The 18,409-nt window shown below is 50.8% G+C and carries 16 protein-coding genes; 7 read left to right on the top strand and 9 right to left on the bottom strand.

Translation table 11 applies throughout. The annotated features are described in order from the left end of the window. Positions 1 to 105 precede the first annotated feature (105 nt). Positions 106 to 744 carry a rhodanese-like domain-containing protein gene (locus ACHZCX_RS02065; protein ID WP_319585581.1) on the top strand — a complete coding sequence of 213 codons (639 nt, stop codon included), beginning with the start codon at positions 106 to 108 and terminating at the stop codon, positions 742 to 744. A gap of 113 nt (positions 745 to 857) precedes the next feature. Beyond that, positions 858 to 1,994, top strand: coding sequence for an IS4 family transposase (locus ACHZCX_RS02060; protein ID WP_319585580.1), 1,137 nt, complete (start codon positions 858 to 860; stop codon positions 1,992 to 1,994). A 104-nt stretch (positions 1,995 to 2,098) separates the two neighbouring features. Here the strand turns inward: ACHZCX_RS02060 and ACHZCX_RS02055 are convergent, their stop codons facing one another. Genes ACHZCX_RS02055 through purD form a run of 3 tightly spaced genes read right to left on the bottom strand, consistent with a single transcriptional unit; the run spans position 2,099 to position 4,847 of the window. Next, positions 2,099 to 2,422 carry an Hpt domain-containing protein gene (locus ACHZCX_RS02055; RefSeq protein ID WP_319585579.1) on the bottom strand — a complete coding sequence of 108 codons (324 nt, stop codon included), beginning with the start codon at positions 2,420 to 2,422 and terminating at the stop codon, positions 2,099 to 2,101. A 20-nt stretch (positions 2,423 to 2,442) separates the two neighbouring features. Then, positions 2,443 to 3,078 carry an L-threonylcarbamoyladenylate synthase gene (locus ACHZCX_RS02050; protein ID WP_319585578.1) on the bottom strand — a complete coding sequence of 212 codons (636 nt, stop codon included), beginning with the start codon at positions 3,076 to 3,078 and terminating at the stop codon, positions 2,443 to 2,445. Then, complete coding sequence (gene purD / locus ACHZCX_RS02045; RefSeq protein ID WP_319585577.1) at positions 3,075 to 4,847, bottom strand: phosphoribosylamine--glycine ligase; 1,773 nt, start codon at positions 4,845 to 4,847, stop codon at positions 3,075 to 3,077. The genes ACHZCX_RS02050 and purD overlap by 4 nt, the downstream gene beginning before the upstream one ends. Before the next feature lie 221 nt (positions 4,848 to 5,068). On the opposite strand from purD, the gene ACHZCX_RS02040 reads away from it, so the two are divergent. Continuing rightward, positions 5,069 to 5,659 (top strand): TetR/AcrR family transcriptional regulator, encoded by a 591-nt coding sequence (locus tag ACHZCX_RS02040; RefSeq protein WP_319585576.1) that lies wholly within the window; start codon positions 5,069 to 5,071, stop codon positions 5,657 to 5,659. 133 nt (positions 5,660 to 5,792) lie between these two features. On the opposite strand, the gene greA is transcribed toward ACHZCX_RS02040, so the two are convergent. The 3 genes from greA to ACHZCX_RS02025 all read right to left on the bottom strand — a co-directional run bounded on the left by greA (position 5,793) and on the right by ACHZCX_RS02025 (position 8,670). Further along, a complete protein-coding gene (gene greA / locus ACHZCX_RS02035; protein WP_319585575.1) occupies positions 5,793 to 6,278 on the bottom strand; it encodes a transcription elongation factor GreA in 486 nt (161 codons plus the stop codon). 159 nt (positions 6,279 to 6,437) lie between these two features. Then, positions 6,438 to 7,613 (bottom strand): DegT/DnrJ/EryC1/StrS family aminotransferase, encoded by a 1,176-nt coding sequence (locus ACHZCX_RS02030; RefSeq protein ID WP_319585574.1) that lies wholly within the window; start codon positions 7,611 to 7,613, stop codon positions 6,438 to 6,440. A 61-nt stretch (positions 7,614 to 7,674) separates the two neighbouring features. Continuing rightward, on the bottom strand, positions 7,675 to 8,670 hold the full coding sequence (locus ACHZCX_RS02025; RefSeq protein ID WP_319585573.1) for an RNA polymerase factor sigma-32: 996 nt from the start codon (positions 8,668 to 8,670) through the stop codon (positions 7,675 to 7,677). A 210-nt stretch (positions 8,671 to 8,880) separates the two neighbouring features. Between ACHZCX_RS02025 and lepA the strand changes: the two genes are divergently transcribed. Then, positions 8,881 to 10,674: a translation elongation factor 4 gene (gene lepA, locus ACHZCX_RS02020; protein WP_319585572.1), complete on the top strand. Its 1,794-nt coding sequence runs from the start codon at positions 8,881 to 8,883 to the stop codon at positions 10,672 to 10,674. Here lepA and yihA read toward each other — a convergent pair. The 3 genes from yihA to hisI are packed head-to-tail and all read right to left on the bottom strand — an operon-like array spanning position 10,658 to position 12,638. Then, the gene (yihA, locus tag ACHZCX_RS02015) at positions 10,658 to 11,290 is read right to left on the bottom strand and encodes a ribosome biogenesis GTP-binding protein YihA/YsxC (RefSeq protein ID WP_319585571.1); all 633 of its coding nucleotides are present in this window, start codon (positions 11,288 to 11,290) and stop codon (positions 10,658 to 10,660) included. The genes lepA and yihA overlap by 17 nt on opposite strands. A 52-nt stretch (positions 11,291 to 11,342) precedes the next feature. Next, positions 11,343 to 12,215 (bottom strand): ATP phosphoribosyltransferase, encoded by an 873-nt coding sequence (gene hisG, locus ACHZCX_RS02010; protein WP_319585570.1) that lies wholly within the window; start codon positions 12,213 to 12,215, stop codon positions 11,343 to 11,345. A gap of 36 nt (positions 12,216 to 12,251) precedes the next feature. Continuing rightward, positions 12,252 to 12,638: a phosphoribosyl-AMP cyclohydrolase gene (gene hisI, locus ACHZCX_RS02005; protein WP_319585569.1), complete on the bottom strand. Its 387-nt coding sequence runs from the start codon at positions 12,636 to 12,638 to the stop codon at positions 12,252 to 12,254. A 252-nt stretch (positions 12,639 to 12,890) separates the two neighbouring features. On the opposite strand from hisI, the gene ACHZCX_RS02000 reads away from it, so the two are divergent. The 3 genes from ACHZCX_RS02000 to ACHZCX_RS01990 all read left to right on the top strand — a co-directional run bounded on the left by ACHZCX_RS02000 (position 12,891) and on the right by ACHZCX_RS01990 (position 18,358). Further along, positions 12,891 to 13,364, top strand: coding sequence for a peptidylprolyl isomerase (locus ACHZCX_RS02000; protein WP_319585568.1), 474 nt, complete (start codon positions 12,891 to 12,893; stop codon positions 13,362 to 13,364). Positions 13,365 to 13,723: 359 nt separating this feature from the next. Further along, the gene (locus ACHZCX_RS01995) at positions 13,724 to 16,603 is read left to right on the top strand and encodes a chemotaxis protein CheW (protein ID WP_319585567.1); all 2,880 of its coding nucleotides are present in this window, start codon (positions 13,724 to 13,726) and stop codon (positions 16,601 to 16,603) included. A 36-nt stretch (positions 16,604 to 16,639) separates the two neighbouring features. Continuing rightward, positions 16,640 to 18,358: a methyl-accepting chemotaxis protein gene (locus tag ACHZCX_RS01990; protein ID WP_319585566.1), complete on the top strand. Its 1,719-nt coding sequence runs from the start codon at positions 16,640 to 16,642 to the stop codon at positions 18,356 to 18,358. Positions 18,359 to 18,409: the final 51 nt, after the last annotated feature.

Raw genomic sequence — 18,409 nt, 5'->3', positions numbered from 1 at the left:
CGTTATCGCAGCATTTGCGCTCATGGAATTTTAAAATTTTCCAGCTTCTTTCGTTTCCATCTGCTTAGCGTACAATTTTTTCACGTTTCGTGAGCTGACTCCTAATTGGATAAATTCCGCCGGTTTGGGCTTAGAACCCCACTTATCGACATCAGGCCGAGCGCCAAAGCCATTACTGGAAGAATCAAAGGCGCCTATAGTGTGCCGAATGAAACCCTGGAAGACAAACTCGACGACGTACCCCGCAACGCGCCCATCGTTCTCTACGGTGACAAGGAGGTCATGAGTGCGGTAGCCGCTGTCCGCGATCAGGAATTTAACTTTGTTTCCCTGGTCAAAGGCGGTTATGAAGGTTGGGTTAAGGCAGGGGGCGAAATTGAGAAAGGGCCAATTTTCAACACCGAAATCAAGTGGGTGAGGAAACTCGGCAAAGGAGAAGTTTCCGTGGCCGAGTTCCGCAAAGCCACGACCGGAGAAGACAAGGATGCCGTCACCGTCGACGCCCGCACCAAAGAAGAGGTGGCCAAACTGGGCATCTTTAAAAATACGATTAACATTCCTCTGGACGAAATTCCCACTCGGCTGAATGAACTGCCCAAAAATAAAAAAATCTATGTCCACTGCTCAACCGGCGCCCGAGCCGACATGGCCTACAACGAGTTAGTCAAGCATGGATTTAACGCAAAATTCTTGCTGTTAAACATCAAAGACGCCGAGTGTGATTGCGAGATCATCAAACCCTAATACACTTTACGCCACAGCTGTCTCATAAATGATCAATAAAGAGAGGCTCGGAGAGCTCTTTGGGGTATAATGATTTTGCGAAAAAGATCATACAAACCAAGGAGATCCGAGCCATGGCCTATAGCGATATCGTGCTGAAGCAACTGATTGCACTTGTACCGAGATATGAATTCGATGCTCTTGCCAAAGTACATCATGCGGGACAGAAGTTCCGTTCCTACAACCGTTGGAGTCAGTTCCTGGTTCTGCTGATCGGGCAAATGTCCGGAAGAAAAAGTCTCCGGGATATCACCGACAACCTGAAGGCGCAAGGCCAACGCCTCTATCACCTCGGCATGAAGAAAACCTGCAAAGCAACGCTGGCACGGGTGAATGCCGAGCAGCCTGCCACCCTTTATCAGGCACTGTTCACCCGGCTTTTGAGCCGATGCCAACTGGTTGCGCCCAAACACAAGTTCTCCTTCCAAGGCAAGCTCTATCTCTTGGATGCCACAGTGATCAATCTCTGCCTGTCCGTGTTTCCATGGGCCGAGTTTCGGCAGAAAAAAGGGGCCATCAAGTTGCACATGGGGCTGGATGCCGATGGCTTTATCCCCGCGTTCATGGACATGACCAGCGGCAAGGTGCATGAGATCAACTGGGCCAAAACCCTCAAACTTCCCAAGGGATCCTTTGTCTGCTTTGATCGCGGCTTCACCGATTACGCATGGTATAATGACCTGACCATAAACTCCATTTTCTTTGTCACCCGCCTGAAAAGCAACGCCGATGTCGAATACCTGCTCAAACGGGCTGGACGTAAAAGCCCCGGCATCACCAATGACCAGTCCATCCGGCTCAAGGGCGTCAAGGAGCCTCTTCGTTTGGTCGCATACACCGATGCGGAAACCGGTGTCGAATATCGCTTTGTCACCAATGCACACCACCTGAAAGCCAAGGAGATCGCAGCCATTTACAAAGAGAGATGGCAGATCGAATTGTTCTTCAAGTGGATCAAGCAGAACCTGAAAATCAAAACTTTTCTCGGAACTTCCAGTAACGCGGCGCTGACCCAGGTTTGGGTAGCCCTATGCGTGTACCTCCTGGTCGCTTATCTCAATTTCAAAGCAAAATTGGGCAGTTCGATGCAGCAGATCCTCCGGGTGCTCCAACTCAATCTCTTCACCAAGAGGAATTTAATCGAACTTTTTAAACCAACCGTTGCTCAACGTACTGTTTCTCCGCAGATTTTATTGTGGGAAAATCTATAAGACAGCAATGACTTTACGCCTATAGTCTTGCCTCTCTTTCCAACAAAAAAACAGGACTGCTTCTTTCGAAGCAGTCCTGTTTTTTGTTGCCAGGTAGGCAACAACTAAAGATTTTTAAGTTGCTCCAGCAGATCCCCCATAGCTGTCAGTTGCTCTCTGGCAACAACCACCGAATTATTGCGCCCATCCGCTTCCATGTGGCTCGCCACCTGCCGAATCCCTTCAATCCCCAGACTGGCAGCTGCTCCTTTCAAACTGTGGGCAGCCCGCACGACGCCTGCAGCATCACCTGCTGCAACCGCCTGCTGTAATTGGGTATAATCGGAAACGGAGGAATCCCTGAACAAAACCAACAATTCCTCAAGGAGCTCCTCGTCACCGGCTGTCTGTTCTAACGCAAACGCTTTATTCCAATGTAAATCGGCCATACCTGTCTCCGGCATTCTGGTTAATCATGAAGGGCAAGAGCCGCCGTGCAATCTTGCACTGCAGAAAACCCGATTTTTCCTTCGCGGATACAAAAGAGAGTTCCTTTGTCAATTCCGACAAGTGTTGAGCCGCTACCACCGGGTGTCGGACCGCCATCAAGGATGAGGTCAATTTCAGAGTCGAATATTCGGGCAACCTCTTCGGCCGTAACCGCTGCCGGAAAACCAGTTATATTGGCGCTGGTGGCAGTAATTGGACCATCAAACGCAACAATTAAGGCGTTTGCCGTCTCATGGGGAGAGTGGCGAAGAGCAATGGTTCCGGTTTTTCCTGTCAACTGCGATGGAAGCAAGGGCAATGCCGGGCAGACCAAAGTCAAGGGGCCTGGCCAGAAACAATCGATCAACCGACCGTAGACTGCTGGCACCTTCCCTGTCAACAGTGGGAGTTGATCCGTACCGGCCACTAGAACGAGGATAGGCAGCCTTCGAGGTCGATGCTTGACGAAGAACAGCCGCTCTAGGGCCTGGGGGTTAAACGGATCAACTGCAAGACCGTAATAAGTTTCAGTGGGAAAGGCAACCACGCCGCCAGCACGAAGAAGGGAGGCGGCATGGTCAAGATTTTTCCGATTAACGGCAACAGGCCAATTCACATTGCCAACGCCTTGTTTTTAGACGCGACTTGTTCGGCCATCTCTTGAACGTGCTGTTCGAGCTTGGCCTGCAGGACTGCGTCATTAAGGGCCAGAATGCGGACAGCTAGCACCGCCGCATTTTTCGCCCCAGCCTTGCCAATCCCCATAGTGGCGACCGGGATGCCGGGAGGCATCTGCACGGTCGAAAGAAGCGCATCGAGACCGTTCAGGGAGGAGGCGTCCAAAGGAACGCCGATCACCGGCAAGGTGGTGTGGGCAGCGAGCACACCGGCAAGATGAGCAGCCATCCCCGCCCCAGCGATAATGAGTTTGAGTCCACGTTCCCGTGCAGTTTTGGCATAGGCACAGGCCTGCTCCGGCGTACGATGCGCCGACGAGATGGTCAATTCATATCCGACACCGGCCAAGGTGAGAAAATCAGCGGCAGCACGCATCACCGGAAGATCGGAATCGCTTCCCATGACAATGCCAACAAGCGGTTTATTGGTGATCGCAAGGCGGGCTAAAGCGCGGTGGCCGATATCGCGGCGATAGTAGCTCCCTTGCCATTGTATTTCTTCGATCGCTAGATAAGCCCGATCTATGGCTGTTTGAATGGTGTCGCCTATGGCGGTTACACCTAAGACCCGGCCTCCGTTTGTCACCGTTTGGTGTCCCTTAACCGCTGTCCCGGCATGAAAGACCTCCACTCCCTCCAGCTTAGATGCCGCCTGCAAGCCGGTAATAACCTTCCCTTTGGCATAGGTGCCGGGATAGCCTTCGGAGGCCATGACCACACAGACCGTGGGTCTTGAGTCAATTTCAATTTGCACCTTATCAAGAGTGCCGTCTATACAGGCGTCCAGAATTTCCACTAGATCACTTTTCAATCGCATCAATAGCGGCTGGCACTCCGGATCGCCGAAACGGCAATTGAATTCGAGCACATTGATCCGATCTCCCTCGATCATCAATCCTGCATAAAGCATCCCTTTGTAAGGGCGTCCTTCTGCGGCCATACCGCGGACGGTTGGCAGCATAACTTCTTCCATCACCCTCTTGGTGAGGGCCTCAGTCATCACCGGAGCCGGCGAATAGGCGCCCATCCCTCCGGTGTTGGGACCTTTATCTCCATCGAAAATGGCCTTGTGATCCTGAGAGGACGGTAGTGGCAGCACCGTTTTCCCATCTGTAAAGGCAATAAAAGAGGCTTCTTCACCCTGAAGAAATTCTTCAATCACCACTTGCTTGCCGGCGGCACCGAAGGCTTTTTCCTTCATAATCAGATCAACGGCCTGCTCGGCCTCTTCGATGCTTTGGGCAATAATAACACCCTTACCGGCAGCAAGGCCGTCGGCTTTGACCACGCAAGGCACACCGATGGATTTGATGAATTTTTTTGCCGCACTCCGTTTCGTAAAGGAGTCGTATCGGGCACTATGTATTTGATATTTCTTGAGAAAATCTTTGGTGAAGACCTTGCTGCCTTCTAGTATCGCTCCTTTGCTATCAGGCCCAAAGATGCGAAGGCCATTTCTTTGAAAGAGGTCTACAATCCCCTGGGTCAACGGATCTTCTGGGCCGACAATCGTGAGATCGATCTGCTCGTTAAGGGCAAAATCTAACAGAGCGTTAATATTGCCAACAGATATATCGACGCATTGCGCCATATCTTTGATGCCGGCATTACCTGGTGCGCAAAAGACCGTACCGACTTTGTCGGATTGCTTCAGTTTCCAGACAAGCGCATGCTCGCGGCCACCTCCTCCTATCACCAATATTTTCATCCGGCTCTCCTCCCAACCTTGATTTTGTGTCAATGACCATATTCTTTCTAATAAATTATCCTGAGTCTCGTCCAGTAAAATAATAGGTGGCGAGCACCTCTATCATTCGGCGTGCCTGACAAGATCCCGGCATTTTTCTTGACATTTTCATCGGCAACCTGTTACCTTCGGAATGAGGACTCATTCATTTTCAACAGCAATTGCCTGTTTCAACATATTAAATGAAATCACCAGACAAGCATCGTAAAATTATACGTGCTGCCACAAAGGTATTTGCCAAAAAAGGCTTCTTTAACGCCAGGATTTCCGATATCGCCAAGGAAGCCAAGGTGGCCGATGGCACCATTTATCTTTATTTCAACAATAAATTCGACATCCTGTTATCTGTCTTCGAACAAGAGATCGGCAAGCTGATCGATCATGTCAGCTCGTTGCTGGACAAGGAAAGCAGTTCCAAGGCCAGGCTGGAAATCTTTGTCAATAATCATCTCATGGAGATGAAGAAAAACCGGTATCTCGCCGAAGTCATTCACATCGAGTTGCGGCAAACCAGCAAACTTATTCGTGAATATCGAAAAAATAAATTTAATGAATATTTGGAAATCATTGCCGCTATTATTGTACAAGGGCAGGAAGACGGGACGTTTCGAAGAGATATTCAGCCGGACATTGCGCGCCAGATTGTTTTTGGAGCTTTAGACGAAATTTCAATATGTTGGCATACAGGTAACGAGTGCCCCCATAGTCTTGAGGAAGTGAGCAATCAAATCACTTCCCTTTTTCAGACCGGTTTTCTGGCGGGAGCTGGGTGACCCCTTCCTGTTCATTCAGCTCCCCACCCTGCCAAAATTCCCCTTTCTCCTCGACAATCGCGACCTTTTTTTCACCTCTAATGCACGGCTGTTTTCTTCAATGGTTCAAATTTTTCTCCAATTAAACAGGTTGCTACTGGATAGTTGAAGAAGAAATAGAGATTATCTCGAATTCCCGTATGCCGCCGGGTGTTTTGGTCTTTACCTCATCCCCTACTTCTTTACCTAAAAGTGCTTTGCCGAGCGGGGAAAAAACGGAAATTGACCCTTTTTTAACATCAGACTCTTCCGGCCCTAGGAGTTGATACGTCACTTCTACTTCGGTTGTCAGGTCCATCAGGGTGACCACGGTTCCGAAAACAGCTCGATTGGTGGAAACCTTGGAACAGTCAATGATCTCAACGCGGCCGAGCTTATCTTTTAATTCAAGGATCCTTCCTTCCACCAGGCTTTGACGTTCCTTGGCGGCGTGATATTCCGCATTTTCGCTGAGATCTCCGTGCGCCCTCGCCACCTCGATCGCCTTGACTATTTCAGGACGCTCCACCCGTTCAAGCCGTTCCAGTTCTTGACGAAGCTTCCGATTTCCCGTCAAGGACATCGGGATACGTACAACCATGTTCACCCCTCCTGTTTGTGATTCTTCAACAGATACATAAGAAGAAAGCGCTGAGCAGAACCCAACGCTTTCCGACAACATCAATATCGTAAAAACTACTTAACACCTGCGAGGAAAGCATTCTCGGTTGTCACTCTCGACTGCTTGAAACCGAAGCGTTCACCTTGCGCGATAAAATTGTTTTATTGTTTCGACTACATAGGACAGTTGGTCGTAGGTCAGTTCAGGAAAAATAGGCAAAGCCAGGGAATCGGCGGCCGCCTGTTGCGCAATCGGAAAATATTGCTTCTTGTATGCTTCGGACGTGAGGCATTCTTGCTGGTGCAGACAGAGAGGATAGTAAATCTCGCAGCCAACAGAGTTATCAAAAAGGAACTGCCGCAACTTATCTCGTTCGGGTACGCGAATAATGAACTGATTATAAATATGGTGGTTATGCAACTCGGCGTTCTCAGCTTCGGCATACATCGCTTTAGGCAACCTGACAGGGTTGTCGACCAGACCAGCCTCCTGGAAAAGGTGGCGGTAATGGTCGGCATTGACCCGACGGGCAGCATGCCATTCCTCTAGATGTTCCAGTTTAATTGCAAGCACAGCGGCCTGTATCGGATCGAGCCTGAAATTGCCCCCAACCCGTGAATGAAAGTATTTGGGCTCCGCTCCGTGGTTTCGATTGGATCGAACAATGTCGGCAAATGCTTGGCTCGAGGTGGTAATCATGCCGCCATCGCCGATTCCGCCAAGGTTTTTACTAGGGAAAAAAGAAAAGCAGCCGCAAAGTCCCCAAGATCCGGCTCGCCGCCAAACAACCGCACCGTTTTCTTCGCTGGGGAACTCAGCACCAATAGCCTGAGCCGCATCTTCGATCACTGGAATGCCGTATTCGTTAGCAAGTGCCATAATGCGCTGCATATTGGCGCATTGACCGTAAAGATGCACCGGAATAATCGCTTTGATGCGGCTTCCGGATTGTCGATCCGCTGCCAAGGCCTCGGCCATCAGTTCAGGATCGATGTTGAAACTCTCAGACTCGATATCGACGAACAACGGTTGCGCCCCCACCCGAAGCACCGTACCCATGGTAGCAAAAAAGGTGTAAGGCGTTGTCAAAACAAGATCGCCCGCGCCGATCTCAAGTGACATTAACGCGGCTAAGAGGGCATCAGTTCCGGAGGAAACTCCGATACCGTAGCTTGAGCCGCAGTATCGAGCGATTTTCTCTTCCAGTTCATTAACTTCACGTCCTAAAATATAACCAGTAGAATCAATAACTCTGGTGACGGCCTTAATAATTTGTGGACGTAAGGAAGCCAGCTGCGGTTTTAAATCAAGCAAAGGGACATTCATTGGGCTTTGTAAGGTAGAGATAGGGGGTGTGTTGAAAAGAGCGAGGAGGTCAGGAAAACTGATCTGCCGGTCCAGCGGCAAGAATCACGCCGTCGCCGCTGAGAAAATCCTGAATGTCAGGCATTTCTTTTTCGAACTGTTTACGTAATTTTTTTAATAAATTAGCTTCTATCTGCCGAACTCTCTCTCGCGAGATGTGAAACTCATCGGCAATGGTTTGCAAGGTTTTGGGCTCGTCACTCAGCAGGCGGGTATTGAGGATGACCTGTTCTTTTTCGTTGAGCCGTGTGCTGAGATCGGCAAGAATAACGGCCAGTCGTTCGCGCATTTCCTGGCTGGCAACAACTTCTTCAATTCCCGGCCCGTCATGGGGCAGGAAATTTTTCTGCTCATCTTCCGAGTCGCTACGGACGGGGGCTTCCAGGGAGACATCCCAGTTATCCATGCGCTGCCCCATCTCGATCACTTCGCTTTCCTTGACGTTCAATCGCTCCGCCAGCAACTTGATCTCCGGCTTAAAGCCTTGAGATTCGAGCAATTTCTTCTCTTTATTTAGACTAAAGAAGAGTTTGCGCTGCGCCTGGGTGGTCCCGATCTTAACCAGTCGCCAGTTGTCCATGATGAACTTGAGGATGTAGGCACGAATCCAGTAGGCCGCGTAATAGGAAAATTTCACTCCCCGGTAGGGATCGAATTTTTTGGTTGCCTGGACCAAGCCGACATTGCCTTCCTGAATAAGGTCCATGAAATTTTGCATCCAGTATTTCTGGAAATCCATGGCGACCTTCACCACCAGACGCAGGTTCGAGGAAACCAAGCGATAGGCGGCATCCGGATCGCCGGTTTCCTGGAAGCGCACGGCCAACTCTTCCGTTGCTTCACGGCTGAGCAGTTCGTACTGGCTGATTTCCTGGAGGTAGCGATGAAGGGCAGGGTTGCTGAGCGCTGGAAGATTGTCGTCGCTGCTGGTCAGCATCAAGGCATGCTGCTGCGGCGGCGGTGGCTCCTCCAGATCCAGATTGTCGATTTCGCTCTGATCTCTCATGAATCTCTGGTATATCATTAGAAAAGACAACCCTGCAGGGGAGAGGACTCTCATGCAGGGTTTATTAAGTCAGACTACCCGAAAACAAAAAAAAAAACACTTTAATACGACAGGGTTCGGTTGAAGAGTTTTTTTTTGGGGGAATCTGTGCTAAGGATACCCGGCTCTACAATAGCTTCATTCCCCCTTTCACTTCTTTTTCTCTTCTGTATGGATAAAATACGAAATTTTAGCATTATCGCTCATATTGACCATGGCAAGTCAACCCTTGCCGATCGGATGATCCAACTCTGCAACATGGTCACCGACCGGGAGTTCAAGGATCAAATGCTCGATACCATGGATATCGAGCGGGAACGCGGCATTACCATCAAGTCGCAGACTATCTGCTTACCCTTTCTTGCCGAGAACGGCAAAACATACACGCTCAATCTGGTGGACACCCCGGGGCACGTCGATTTCAGCTACGAGGTTTCCCGTGCTCTTTCCTCCTGCGAAGGGGCACTGCTCCTAATCGACGCGGCGCAAGGGATAGAGGCGCAAACCTTGGCTAATCTCTACTTAGCCATGGAGAACAACCTGGAAGTTATACCGGTAATCAACAAAATCGACTTGCCGGCCGCTGAACCGGAAAAGGTGGCGGCGCAAATCGAGGAGGATTTGGGTCTTGACGGTGAGACCATCCAGATGTGTTCCGCCAAAACCGGCCAGGGAGTGCCGGAGCTGCTCAATGCCATTGTCCGTTTGCTGCCCCCGCCCATTGGTGATCCTGGCAAACCACTGGAGGCGCTAATCTTTGATGCCAACTACGATCCTTATCGCGGTACAGTCATCTCGGTGAGAATTATTAACGGTACAGTCAAAACCGGTGACCAGATCCTATTCATGTCCAATGGGGCTGAGTACCGGGTGGAGGAACTAGGCATTTTCAACGTGCGCCGCGAACCGAAGCAACAACTCTCCGCCGGCGAAATTGGATATATCATCGCTGGGGTGAAAACGGTTTCTGATACCCGTCCCGGCGACACCCTCACCTTGAAAGAAAATCCCTGTCCCGCTGCCCTGCCCGGCTTCAAGGAAGTACAGCAGGTAGTTTTCTCCTCACTCTATCCAATCGCCAGTGATGAGTACGAGGAACTTGCCACCGCTTTGGAAAAACTAAAACTCAACGATGCCGCCCTCTCCTTCCAAAAAGACTCCTCGGCGGCACTTGGTTTCGGTTTTCGATGCGGTTTTCTGGGGCTGCTCCATCTGGAAGTCGTTCAGGAGCGGTTGGAGCGAGAATTCGACATTTCCCTGATCCTGACTGTACCTACGGTCAAATATATTTTCTATCTGCAGAACAAAACCGTGGTTGAGCTCGACAACCCCTCTTATTTCCCTGATCCAGGTTCCATCGCTCGTATCGAGGAACCATTTATCAAAGCCACCATCCATATCCCCGAGCGATACATGGGGGTGGTCATGACTCTGTGCATGGAGCGACGCGGTGAAAACACCAAGTATCATTATCCTATGCCTGGACGGATCGAATTTACCTGTGAGCTCCCCCTGGCCGAGGTGATTTACGATTTCTACGACAGGTTGAAATCCGTCACCCAAGGTTACGGCTCGTTTGACTACGAGCTTATGGATTACCGTCCCAGCGATCTGGTCAAGCTCGATATTCTGGTCAATGGCGAGCAGGTTGATGCACTCTCGCAACTCACCCATCGGATCAAGGCCAGGGAGAGAGGGCTCAAAGCCTGCGAACGTTTAAAGGAAGAAATTCCCCGGCAGATGTTTAAAATTGCCATTCAGGCGGCCATTGGCGGCAATGTCATTGCCAGGGAGACCATCTCAGCTCTGCGCAAAGACGTGACCGCCAAATGTTATGGCGGCGACATCTCCAGAAAGAGAAAACTCTTGGAAAAACAAAAGGAAGGAAAAAAACGGATGAAGACGGTGGGCAATGTCGATATCCCCCAGCGCGCCTTTCTTGCGGTGCTTAAATCGGACCAGTAAGATTGTCTTCTTCCTTTTCCGGAGCAATCACCATACTGTTGGCAAAGGCGGCTATTCGGCTTCGCAGACTGTCCAACCCATGATCGGTCCGGGCGGAAAAGACGATCCGTTCATCGGCGGTGAGGGTCAGACCCGCATCCAGGATTGCCGCATTTTTCAGCTGGTTGTTGCGAGACAGCTTATCCGCCTTGGTGTACACAGGCAGGAAGGGTTTTTTCAGGTACCGGAGCCAGTCGATCAATTCCCGATCCAAGGCCTTGAGTTCGTGGCGCAGATCGATGATGACGACTACGCAAGCAAGGGTCGATCTGGTTTCGACATATTCGGTGAGCAATCCCTGCCAGCTTTTCCGGGTTTCCTGGGAGACTTGGGCAAAACCGTAACCGGGAAGATCAACCAGATACAGGGCGTCGTCAACGAGAAAATAATTGAGACTTTGCGTTTTCCCCGGTTTAGAACTGGTTTTGACCAGACTTGTCCGGTCGACCAGCCGGTTGATCAGACTCGACTTGCCGACATTGGACCGCCCGGCAAAGGCGACATCCGGATAGTCCGGCGCCGGCAATTGCCGGATAGCGTGGGCGGAAAGGAGGAAGTGCACCTTTCGGTAATCCAAAGGCTTCCCCCTTCCCTCCCCTGTATTGGTTGCTTGAGGCATTAATTTATTCTCAGATGACCTTGTTCAAGGAATACTCGATAATGCCTTCCGCTCCGTTTTTCTTCAACTGGGGCACCAGATCGCGCACCTGATGCTCGGAAATGACCGTCTCCACCGAAAACCATTCCTGTTTGTATAGCTGAGCTACGGTAGGCGCGTGGAGACTGGGGAGCATATTAATCACCACATCCAGTTGCTCCTTGGAAACATTCATTTTGAGCCCCACGATTCGGTCAGCCCGTAACGCCCCTTGGAGCAGCATAGCAATATTTTCTATCTTGTTGCGCTTCCACGGATCGGCCATGGTGGCCTTGCTGGCGATCAATTGGGTGTTGGACTGCATTAATTCATGAATGACGCGCAGCCCATGGGCGCGGATGGTCGACTCGGTCTCGGTGACCTCGACAATGGCGTCGGCCAGACCAGAAACCGCCTTGGCCTCGGTCGCCCCCCAAGAAAAGGTGATATCGACATTGAGGCCACGCTGCTCGAAAAATTTGCGGGTGACATTAACCAATTCGGTGGCGACCCGCTTACCGTCCAACTGCTCGACTCGGGTGATGTTGGAGTCACCGGGAACAGCAATCACCCAGCGGGTCGGCCTTTTGCTGACCTTGGAGTAAACCAGGTCAGCGACGATCTCAACATCCGATTCGTTCTCCAAGGTCCAATCTTTGCCGGTAATACCGGCATCCAACATGCCTGATTCCACATATCGGGACATCTCCTGTGGCCTGCAGATTGAACAGGAAAGTTCAGGATCGTCGACCTCGGGGAAATAATTACGCGAGGCTAACTTGATCCTCCAACCCGATTTCTCGAACAGAGCGATGGTGGCGTCCTCCAGGCTGCCTTTCGGAATACCCAATTTCAGTACATTCATTTTTCTTCCTTGTTAATTAAAGTAGGGTGGTGCGTATTATTTCGTGCCATAAACCGCAGCCGGATCAAAGATCCGCTCGGTCTCATGGACGGTTAATTGATCGCCGTTCACCTTGCGGTAAAAGCAACTGCGATAGCCGGTATGGCAAGCTGCACCACCCAGTTGTTCCACCTTGTACACAACTGTGTCTTGATCGCAATCAACGAGAATTTCCTTAATGAGCTGCACATGGCCTGAAGTTTCACCTTTCAGCCATAGACTGCTCCGTGAACGGCTCCAGTAATGCGCCTTCCCTGTTTCCAGGGTTTTTTGCCAGGCGAGCTTGTTGATATAGGCGAGCATAAGTACCTCACCAGTCTGGTGATCTTGAACAATGGCCGGCAAGAGGCCGTTGGCATCCTTGGCAAAAGCGAGTTCTATCATAAAATTTGGATTCCAAATTTATCGTTCCACTCCTCCAGAGGGGAGTGGAGGTCTATTTTGAAGAATAAAGCACTTCAATCAGAACCGGTATCACCCAGGTCCCTGCTATAACTGACTCCTTGTTCACCCGTTTTCATTCGGCATATTTGGGGTTTGCACATTTATGCCTTCATTGCCACTTTGTCAAGTGTTCAGTCGGCGAATGCCACCACTTGTCAAAAAGAGAGGCAATGGGTATAGTGCCGCAAAAAAATGGCTCCCCCTTCCCCCATAAGGACTACATTCATGTGCCCTGTACAATTATTTGATACCGTATCCGTCAGTTATACCGCCTCTCTCCCGTCAGGAGAGGTGATTGAAGGCGCTCCAGAAACCAAACCGATCATCTTGACCATTGGTTCAGGAAGGATACTTAAAGCGGTCGAGGCCTCACTGCTGGGCATGGAACCAGGACAAAGCAAAACAGTGCACATCCAGCCGGAAGACGCCTATGGTCCGTATTACAAAGCATTGGTCCATGAGGTGTCCCGCGCCACTTTCGCCGGCCGAATCGACCCCAAGCCCGGTATGATACTCTCGCTCGCCGTTGAAAAGGACGGGGTGAAACAACAAGTGCCCGCAACCGTGCTTGCCGCCGGCAGCGAAACGGTTACTATCGATTACAACCATCCCTTAGCAGGTAGGATCATCACTTATTCGCTCACCCTGCACGCCATAGGCAAGTAACCCCTCACCTCCCTACTCCAGCTTCCCCAACAGCCCACACCTGAACTCCGGCGTTTTGCTGTAGTCTTTCATCCGTATACGATTTCCTTCGAATCACCCCATACATCCGTTTTTTCCTTCTTATTCTCTTTCTTTAACGTGCACCGGCGTTCAATTCGCCATGGTCGATGAGAAACCTAATGGTTCTCAATAATAACCCGTGTCCCAAAAAAATCTGTACAATCATTTCCGGACACGTACAATACTTCTAAGATCAAGATTCCCATGGGTTTCAGGGTGCCTGCACTCTCAACCCAGCTAGGCGATCAGGTGATCTTTCTTGTTGAACACGTTACCATCTTATTGAAGGAGAACCGTTTATGTCGATAGAAGATGATGAAATATTGCAGGGTTTCATAGAAGAATCGCTTGAGCATTTAGCTGATATCGAAAATGATCTTCTCTCCATCGAGGAGGGGGGCGCCGATATTGATGTCGAACTTGTCAACAAGGTCTTCCGTGCCGCCCATTCAATCAAGGGCGGTGCAGGATTCATGGGATTGACCGTTATCCAAGATCTCGCCCATGCCGCAGAAAACGTCTTGGGACTGATCCGGAGCAGCAAGCTCGTCCCCAATCCCGACATTATCAACGTGCTCCTGCTTGCTGCCGATGAACTCCAGCATATGATCGAGGATGTCGGCAACAGTAATACCGTCGACATCTCTAGCCATACCAACGCGTTAAACACCATTTACGAGGGAGGAGACGCGCCTGCCGCCACCCCTAAGGCACCGCGCGCAGCTGCTCCCCCTCCGGAAACCAAGGTTGCGGTCACAACGAAAGCGGTTGCTGAACCTGAACCGGAACCGGAAATTGAAGAAGAGGTTGCCGAAGAAGTTTCGATTGATCTCGAAGACGAACCGATGGATGAGCATGACTCCGATGCCGATCATGCCGCTGCGGCATCGCCGGATGCCGACGGCGGCACCAGGCGCAAATCCGCACCAAATATACAAAAAACAGACACCAGCATCCGAGTAACGGTCAGCCTTCTCGATCAATTGATGAATCTGGCTGGCGAATTAGTCCTCTCCCGTAACCAATTGCTGCAAACCATCACCTCTGGCGACGTCCGTAACGCCGAAGCAGTAGGGCAGCGCATCGACTTGGTCACTTCGGAGTTGCAGGAAGCCATCATGCTGACCCGGATGCAGCCCATTGGCAATGTCTTTAGTAAATTTCCCCGTGTTGTCCGCGACCTCTCCAAAAAGCTCGGCAAACAGATGGATCTTACCATTGTCGGTAAGGATGTTGAACTCGACAAGACCATCATCGAATCGATCAACGATCCGCTCACCCATCTGGTGCGCAATTCGGTCGATCATGGTATCGAAACACCCGAAGAGCGCAAGAAAAAGGGAAAGGATATCCGTGGATTGATTGTCCTTAAAGCCTATCATGCGGCCGGCCAGGTTGTCATTGAAATCAGTGACGACGGCAAGGGTTTAGACGGTGACATGCTCGCAGAAGCTGCCGTCAAAAAAGGGTTGATCACATCCGATCAGGCCAAGGTCATGTCGGAGAAAGAGCGCATCAATCTCATTCTGCTGCCCGGTTTCTCCACCGCCAAAAAGGTGACTGATGTCTCCGGACGAGGCGTCGGCATGGATGTGGTCAAAACCAACTTGGATCAATTGGGCGGTTCTATTGAGATTGAATCTGAGGTCGGCAAGGGTTCAACCATCAGCATCAAACTGCCTCTGACCCTGGCTATTATCCCCTGCCAGATCGTCATGACCGGAGGAGAACGCTACGCCATTCCCCAAGTGAATCTTGAGGAACTGCTGCGTATTCCAGCTGCCACAGTCAAGGAACGGGTAGAGCGGGTTGGTGATGCAGAAGTGGTGCGACTTCGTGGCAACCTGCTGCCACTGATCCGGATGGCAGAGGTTTTCGATATTGATCCGACTTATTACGATCCGGTGCAGGACGAGACCAGACCGGATCGAAGGCAGAACATAGCCGATCGCCGGTCCAAATCCACACCTCTATTTAAGGAAGAGGGGGCGCCTCCTCCCGAAACCAGAGAAAGAGAACAGGAGCGCAAGAGAAAAGAAAACGAACGGCGGCAAAGTGCCTCTAGTGCCCTGAATATCGTCGTTGTTTCAACCGGAGCCATGCGATATGGACTGATTGTCGATCGACTGCATGATTCTGAAGAAATCGTCATCAAACCACTGGGACGCCATCTGCAACAGTGTCAGGGGTATGCCGGCGCCACTATCATGGGTGACGGCCGAATTGCCCTGATCCTCGACGTCTCCAACATTGCCCGTATGGCCGGCCTGACTTCGCTTGAGGGTTCCGAACGAGCTAAAGAATTAAACGAAGCGGCCAAGGATGCTATCACTAAAACCCGCGACAAACAATCTCTGCTCACCTTCTCCAGCTCAGCTACTGAGCAATTTGGTGTACCGCTTAATCAAGTTGAACGCGTCGAAAAAATCAAACGACATGACATTGAAGAAATTGGGGGACGACGGGTCATGCAGTATCGTGGGGGCAGCCTGCCCCTGATCAGCATTGATGAGGTGTCCTCGGTCCTGCCGCTCGACGAGCGGGAAGATCTCCTGGTCATTGTGTTCCATCTTGCGGGCAAGGATGTCGGCCTGCTGGCCATAGGACCCATCGACGCCATTGAGATTTCCGCCGACATCGACGATGTCACCCTGAAACAACCCGGCATCATGGGGTCGACTATCATCGGCGGCAGAACCACTATGCTGGTCAACATTTTCGAGATCACCCAGATTTCCAATCCCCAATGGTTTGAGGATCATGCCGCCTATGCGGAACTCGATGTCGCAGAAGCTCAGGCTCCGACCATCCTTATAGTCGAGGATTCGAATTTTTTCCGCAATCAGGTGAAAGGCTACATGGTAGAAGCCGGCTTCAATGTTCTTGAGGGAGAAGATGGTGTAGTAGCCTGGGGTGTTCTCGAAGCGCAAGGCGACGAAATCACCATGGTGGTCACTGACATTGAAATGCCGAATATGGATGGTTTCACCCTGACCGAAAAAATTAAAAGCGACAAACGATTCCGCCACTTACCGGTCATTGCCCTGACCACACTGGCGGCCGAAGAAGACGTTGCCCGCGGCAAGGCGGTCGGTGTGAATGAATACCACATCAAACTGGACAAGGAACGGTTGATGGAGAGTGTCCATCGTTACGCCAAAGCGGCCATGGCTGCTTAATTGCTTTTTTGTACAAAAGAAAAGGGAAAAAATTCTATGAAATTATCCGGTATCAGCATCAAATGGAAAATACTCCTGCTAGTTCTGCTCGGGCCTCTTGTGATTGCTGTTTTTCTCTCCTGGCAACGGATTAACGATATCCGCTCCGGAGCTGAAAAAGCCATTATCTCGAAAAGTGCGGGCATCGTTATGATGGCCGAGGCGACGCGCGATCAAATGGCAAAAAAATTGCAAAGTGGAGTCCTTAAACCCTTTGACCAGTTGAATGCCTCCAATATCCTGGAGGCAGTGCCGGTTGTTACCGCCATGCAGGTCGCTGCAGCCAAGGCCAAGGAATCCGGCTACACCTTTCGAGCCCCCAAGGTCATGCCGAGAAATCCAGCCAACACGCCGACCGATCTGGAAAAAGATGTCCTGCTCGAAATGACCAGCAAGAATCTGACGGAAAAAATCATCATTGAACAAGATCAGATACGCTATTTCAAACCCGTTCGGCTCACCGCCGAATGCCTCTACTGCCACGGCGATCCGGTTGGAGGTAAGGATGTCACCGGCGGAACCAAAGAGGGATGGCGCGAAGGAGAAATACATGGCGCCTTTGAAATAATTAGTTCACTGGAAGAAGCAAATAATGCCATAGCCAAGGCCCGTTGGCATGTTGTGTTGTCGGTTACAGGTACACTCTCACTTATTGCCATTATCTGTATCTATCTGATTCAGTCCGGTATCGTCAAACCGTTAAAAGAGGTCAATAGCTTCATTGACAAAATTGCCGGCGGTGACCTGAGAGGCAAACTTGAAGCCCGAAGCAATGATGAAATTGGCAATATGGTCACCCAATTAAGCAATATGACCGGAAAACTCAACGGTATGGTCAAGGAGATAACGGGTGCCGGCGATACCCTGTTCACTTCGTCCGGCAAGCTCGGCATTTCGGCCGATGAATTTTCTGCAGTGGCCGGTGACACCGCATCAAGGACCATTTCAGTGGCTGCAGCTGCCGAGGAAATGAGTGCCAACATGTCAACAGTCGCCGCGGCGACCGAGCAAGCCGCAACGAACATTGCCCTGGTCTCAACAGCAACTGAAGAGATGACCTCAACCATTAGCGGCATTGTGAAATCAACGGAAAAAGCGCAAGAAATCACAAAAATGGCCGTCCAAGAGGCCAGTTCTGCATCCGAGAAAGTCGATGAACTGGGTCGCGCCGCCATAGAAATCGGGAAGGTCACTGAAGCGATCACCGAAATTTCTGAACAAACCAACCTGCTGGCGCTTAATGCAACCATTGAAGCGGCGCGGGCCGGAGAGGCGGGAAAAGGGTTTGCCGTTGTGGCCAACGAGATCAAGGAATTGGCCAAACAAACGGCCAGCGCGACGGGGGAAATAAAAAAACGAATAGACTCCATTCAAGATTCCACCGAAGCAACGGTGAAACAGATCCAGCAGATCACCCAGGTCATAGGCGAGGTCAATGCCATCGTCAGTTCAATTGTCACCGCCGTCGACGAACAGTCGGCAACGACCAACGAAATAGCGGAGAATATAAGTCAGGCATCCATCGGCATCCAGGAGGTTACTGTCAATGTTGCCCAGGTTTCCACGGTTTCAAATTCCGTGGCCCAGGAAATAGCCGAGGTTAGTCAATCCGCCGATTCGATCTCGCATGGAAGCATCACAATGAAGACAAATGTTGTCGAACTCACCAAGATGGCCGAACAATTAAAAGACCTGGTGCAGCATTTCAAGGTCTGAAATAACGAACAGGAACTGCAATTCCGGACAATTCGCATAAAGCAAGCGGGA

The sequence above is a fragment of the uncultured Desulfobulbus sp. genome (genome assembly GCF_963662935.2).
Lineage (GTDB): Bacteria > Desulfobacterota > Desulfobulbia > Desulfobulbales > Desulfobulbaceae > Desulfobulbus.
The sequence above is the reverse complement of the archived record's forward strand: the minus strand, read 5'-3'. Positions and strand labels throughout refer to the sequence as shown.

Excerpts from the sequence above, each read along its gene's own strand:
- ACHZCX_RS02060 (WP_319585580.1), top strand. The coding sequence starts at position 858 with ATGGCCTATAGCGATATCGTGCTGAAGCAACTGATTGCACTTGTACCG.
- ACHZCX_RS02055 (WP_319585579.1), bottom strand. The coding sequence starts at position 2,422 with ATGGCCGATTTACATTGGAATAAAGCGTTTGCGTTAGAACAGACAGCC.
- purD (WP_319585577.1), bottom strand. The coding sequence starts at position 4,847 with ATGAAAATATTGGTGATAGGAGGAGGTGGCCGCGAGCATGCGCTTGTC.
- ACHZCX_RS02040 (WP_319585576.1), top strand. The coding sequence starts at position 5,069 with ATGAAATCACCAGACAAGCATCGTAAAATTATACGTGCTGCCACAAAG.
- greA (WP_319585575.1), bottom strand. The coding sequence starts at position 6,278 with ATGGTTGTACGTATCCCGATGTCCTTGACGGGAAATCGGAAGCTTCGT.
- ACHZCX_RS02025 (WP_319585573.1), bottom strand. The coding sequence starts at position 8,670 with ATGAGAGATCAGAGCGAAATCGACAATCTGGATCTGGAGGAGCCACCG.
- lepA (WP_319585572.1), top strand. The coding sequence starts at position 8,881 with ATGGATAAAATACGAAATTTTAGCATTATCGCTCATATTGACCATGGC.
- hisG (WP_319585570.1), bottom strand. The coding sequence starts at position 12,215 with ATGAATGTACTGAAATTGGGTATTCCGAAAGGCAGCCTGGAGGACGCC.
- hisI (WP_319585569.1), bottom strand. The coding sequence starts at position 12,638 with ATGATAGAACTCGCTTTTGCCAAGGATGCCAACGGCCTCTTGCCGGCC.
- ACHZCX_RS02000 (WP_319585568.1), top strand. The coding sequence starts at position 12,891 with ATGGCTCCCCCTTCCCCCATAAGGACTACATTCATGTGCCCTGTACAA.
- ACHZCX_RS01995 (WP_319585567.1), top strand. The coding sequence starts at position 13,724 with ATGTCGATAGAAGATGATGAAATATTGCAGGGTTTCATAGAAGAATCG.
- ACHZCX_RS01990 (WP_319585566.1), top strand. The coding sequence starts at position 16,640 with ATGAAATTATCCGGTATCAGCATCAAATGGAAAATACTCCTGCTAGTT.